Raw genomic sequence first — 1165 nt, forward strand, 5'->3', positions numbered from 1 at the left:
CGCCTCCCCGAGGCGGCTCTTGGCGCTGACCTGCCGGCCGCGTGCTTCGAGGAACTTGTGCAGGTCGTCGACGATCGGCCGGCTGCGCTGATCACGCGCGTCGCGGCGCTCGTCAGCAGATAGGCCGCGGATCTCGTCCTCAATGGCGTAGAGGGAAGCAACGTGGCGCAGCACGTCGGCGGCCACGGGCGAGCTCTCGGCCAGCTCGTAAAACTTGCGGCGCACGTGCGCCCAGCAGAACGCAAGGCGGATCTGCTGATGACGCCGGGCCAGCGCAGCGTATGCCCCATAGCCGTCGACCTGCAGGATGCCTGCAAAGCCCTGGAGATGCGCCTCGGGTCGCTCGGTCTTGCGATCGGCAGCGTAGACATAGGCGACCATCGGCGGGTCACTGCAGCCCCAAGGTCGGTCATCGCAGGCATAGGCCCAGATCTGGCCGGTCTTCGTCCGCTTGCGCCCGGGATCGAGCACGGGCGCGGTGGTCTCGTCGGCGAACAGCCGCTCTGAGCTTCGCAATCGCTCGAGAATATGGTCGCGCAAGGGGCGCAGATACCAGGCTGCCCTGCCGACCAAGTCGGCAAGGGTGGAGCGGTCCAGTTGGATGCCCTGCCGGGCATAGATCTGCGCCTGCCTGTAGAGCGGCAGGTGATCGGCATACTTGGACACCAGCACCTGCACGATCAGCGCTTCGGTGGGGATGCCGCCTTCGACGATCCGAGCCGGCGTCGGAGCCGGCACAACCGCGCTCTCGCATGAGCGGCAGCCATAGCGCGGGCGCCGGGTGACCAGCACGCGGAAGGTGGTGGGGACGACATCAAGGCGTTCGGCCAAATCCTCGCCGATCTGGTGCAGCGCGCCGCCGCAGCACGTGCAAGCCTTCTCCTCGACATCGAAGACCTGCTCGATCCGCTCGAGATGGGCGGGCAGAGATCCGCGGTTGGTCTTGCGCGGGCGTTCGCTCGAAGCCTTGCTTGCCTTGCTCCTGGCGAGCTCAGCCTGCGAGAGTGCGGCCTCAACTTCCTCGAGCGCAAGCTCGAACCGCTCCGAGTCGAGCTGTTCAGACTTGCGGCCAAAACGATGACGCATCAGCGCATCAATGATCGCCTGCAACCGCTCGTTCTCGGCCCGGAAAACCTTGAGAAGATCCAGCTCGTGGGCCTGTTCG

Annotated in this window: 1 protein-coding gene; it reads right to left on the reverse strand. The window is 66.2% G+C overall.

The genetic code is table 11. The annotated features are described in order from the left end of the window. On the reverse strand, nt 1-1149 hold a 1149-nt coding region (locus AX708_RS02455; protein WP_082747197.1), incomplete at its 3' end, for an IS66 family transposase. Nucleotides 1150-1165 lie beyond the last annotated feature (16 nt).

Source organism: Erythrobacter sp. CCH5-A1, from assembly GCF_001557115.1.
In the GTDB taxonomy this organism is placed as follows: Bacteria; Pseudomonadota; Alphaproteobacteria; order Sphingomonadales; family Sphingomonadaceae; genus Erythrobacter.